The sequence below is a fragment of the Frankia sp. CeTa3Moorea genome (assembly GCF_978021225.1).
The window spans coordinates 29,114-31,575 of sequence record NZ_CDXDOR010000057.1 but is presented as its reverse complement, the minus strand read 5'-3'; the positions used below and the strand labels follow the sequence as shown (position 1 = coordinate 31,575).

Annotated in this window: 3 protein-coding genes; all 3 read right to left on the bottom strand. The window is 70.9% G+C overall.

Annotated elements, in window-relative coordinates:
* Window positions 1-20: 20 nt before the first annotated feature.
* Complete coding sequence (locus tag AC08OV_RS12340) at window positions 21-884, bottom strand: metallophosphoesterase (RefSeq protein ID WP_476619692.1); 864 nt, start codon at window positions 882-884, stop codon at window positions 21-23.
* A gap of 128 nt (window positions 885-1,012) precedes the next feature.
* Window positions 1,013-1,888 (bottom strand): tyrosine-protein phosphatase, encoded by an 876-nt coding sequence (locus AC08OV_RS12335; RefSeq protein ID WP_476614867.1) that lies wholly within the window; start codon window positions 1,886-1,888, stop codon window positions 1,013-1,015.
* A gap of 5 nt (window positions 1,889-1,893) precedes the next feature.
* The coding region (locus AC08OV_RS12330; RefSeq protein ID WP_476619691.1) for an extracellular solute-binding protein at window positions 1,894-2,462 on the bottom strand (569 nt) is incomplete at its 5' end.

Sequence of the window (2,462 nt, the reverse complement as noted above, 5' to 3'; positions counted from 1 at the left end):
GGGGTGGGTGCCGGACGGAGTCAGTGATAATCCGCCGCGAGCCGGACGACCTCGTCGAGGGTCATGTCGTAGACCACCTCGGTGGTGGCGATCGGTACCGCGGTGGCGACGGCACCCTCGGGGTAGACGTCGATCCGGGTGTACTCGCCCCCGACCAGGCCGGTTATCCGGTCGGCCGGGCCGAGGGTGCGTAGCCGGTAGGCGGTGGCACCCGCCACCCAGACCGGAACGCCGCTGAGCACGCCCGCGGACGCGTGGTGGGCGTGACCGGCCAGCACGATCTTCACGTCGCTGCCGGCGAGCACGTCGGCGAGGTTCTGCGGCTCGGCGAGCAGGAGCGAGTTCACCATCGCGAGCGGGGACGGCACGGGTGGGTGATGCAGGGCGAGGATGGTCCCGTCGGGGGCCGCGGTGGCCAGCTCGTCGGCGAGCCAGCGCAGCTGGGCGGTGCTCAGGAAGCCGCTGTGTTCGCCCGGTTCGGTGGTGTCGAGCATGATGATCCGCAGGTCACCGACCCAGTGCACGTAGTCGTGAGCCTCCACCGTGGGTTCCGCGCCGAGCAGTCCCTCCCGGAACGGGCCACGCGAGTCGTGGTTGCCGACGCCGTAGAGCACGGGCGTGCCCAAGCGCGCCGCCACCGGTTCGACCAGGTCACGCAACCGCTGGTAGGCCAGCAGATCACCGCGGTCGGCGAGGTCACCGGTGAGCAGCAGGGCACCGATCTTCAGCGTGGACGCCTCGATCTGGTCGAGCACGGTGCGGAGCGCGGCGTACGTGTCGACCTTGCCGTGCATCAGCTCACCCTCGCGGACGATGTGGGTGTCACTGATCTGGATCAGGATGTGGGTGGGCGTGTGCGCGGTCGGGTCCAAGAGTATCGGCATGGACGTCCTTCGGAGCGGGAGGGGATGGCTTCAGGGCGGACGGGCTTCAGAGCGGACGGGGTGGCGCCTGGGGTGAGCCGCAGGCCCGAGGGGGAGGGACTCCGGGCCTGCGGCTCACTGGCTGGGGTTCAGCCCGCGGTCGCCGGACCGGAATCCGGCCCGGCGTCGGAGGCCTCCGCCGGCACGAGCAGGGCCTCGACGAGGCGGTCCAGCGCGTGCGCCGTCGCCCCGTGCGCGAGCAGGTAGGTGTGGGTGTCCCCGTGCCGGGCGTGGATACGGCCCAGAGCGTGCAGGATGAGGTCGGGCGGGCTTGCCATCAGCGAGGCCGGCAGCTCCTCGCCGTCGGTGGACATCAGGGCGGAGATACGCTGGACGGCCGCCGCGGCCTCGTCCCGCAGGAAGTACGAGGTCAGCGCGAAGTCCTGCGCGATCACCTCGGCTGGCACCCCGGCGAGGTCCAGCGCCAGAGCGATGACCAGACCGGTGCGGTCCTTGCCGGCGCTGCAGTGCACGATCGCGGGCAGTGCCCCCGGTGCGGCGAGCGCGAGCATGGCCGCGGTGAGGCGGTCCCCTCGATGATCGACGACGTGGTCGTAGAGGCTACGCAGATCGCCGGCCGTCTGGTGCCGGTCGACCGGCAGGGTGTAGACGGGCACCCGCCGATGCGTCGCGGCGAGCCGGCCGAGCTGGTCCGGATCGTGCGCCACCTCGGTGTCCTCGCGCAGGTCGATGACCGTGCGCAGCCCGATCTGCGCGAGGATGGCCTGCCCACGGCCGTCGAGCCCGCGTAGCGTGCCCGAGCGCAGCAGCGTGCGCCAGCGCAGGGAGCGTCCGTGCACAGTCGGGTAGCCGCCGACGTCGCGCAGGTTGATCGTGCCCGGCAGCGACAGGGCGCGCCGCGCCTGCGGCGCCCCGCCGTCGCCGGCGCCCGGGGCGGTCTCGGTGCTCGCTGCGGTGGCCGTGCTCCCGGTGCTCCCGGTGCTCACGGTGCTTACGACGGGCACGGCGGTCACTTCCGGGGCAGGAAGCTGGTGGCCTGCTTCTGCGCGTCGGCCAGGGTGGATGCGGGGTCCTTGCCGGTGAAGACGGCGCTTTCGACCGCGGTCATCATCGTGTCGGAGATCTGGAGGTAGTTGTCACCCGGGAAGGACTCCCACGGCTCGATCCGGGTGAGCTGGTCGAGGTTCGGCTTGATGAGCGGGTTCGCCTTCGCCCAGGCCTGCAGGTACTTCGGGTCGTCGATCAGGCCGGTCCGCAGTGGCAGGTAGCCGATCTTTGAGGAGATCTCGGTGTAGGCGCGGTTGCTGGTGAGGAACTTGGTCAGTTCCCAGGCGGCGCGCTGCTTGGCCGGGTCCTTACTGAAGATCGCCAGTGCCGCTCCCGAGTTGGTGGGGATGACCGGCTTCGAGCCGAACGCGGGTTCCTGGGTGGCGTCGAGCTCCCAGTTGTTCGCCTTGGCGCCGGCCATGAACATCCCCTGCAGGGAGCTGCTTTCGAGCAGCATCCCGGCCTGGCCGGTGCTGAACGCCTTGACCTGCTGCTTCTGGTCGAGGTTCGGCATCACGCCGCTGCGTGCCA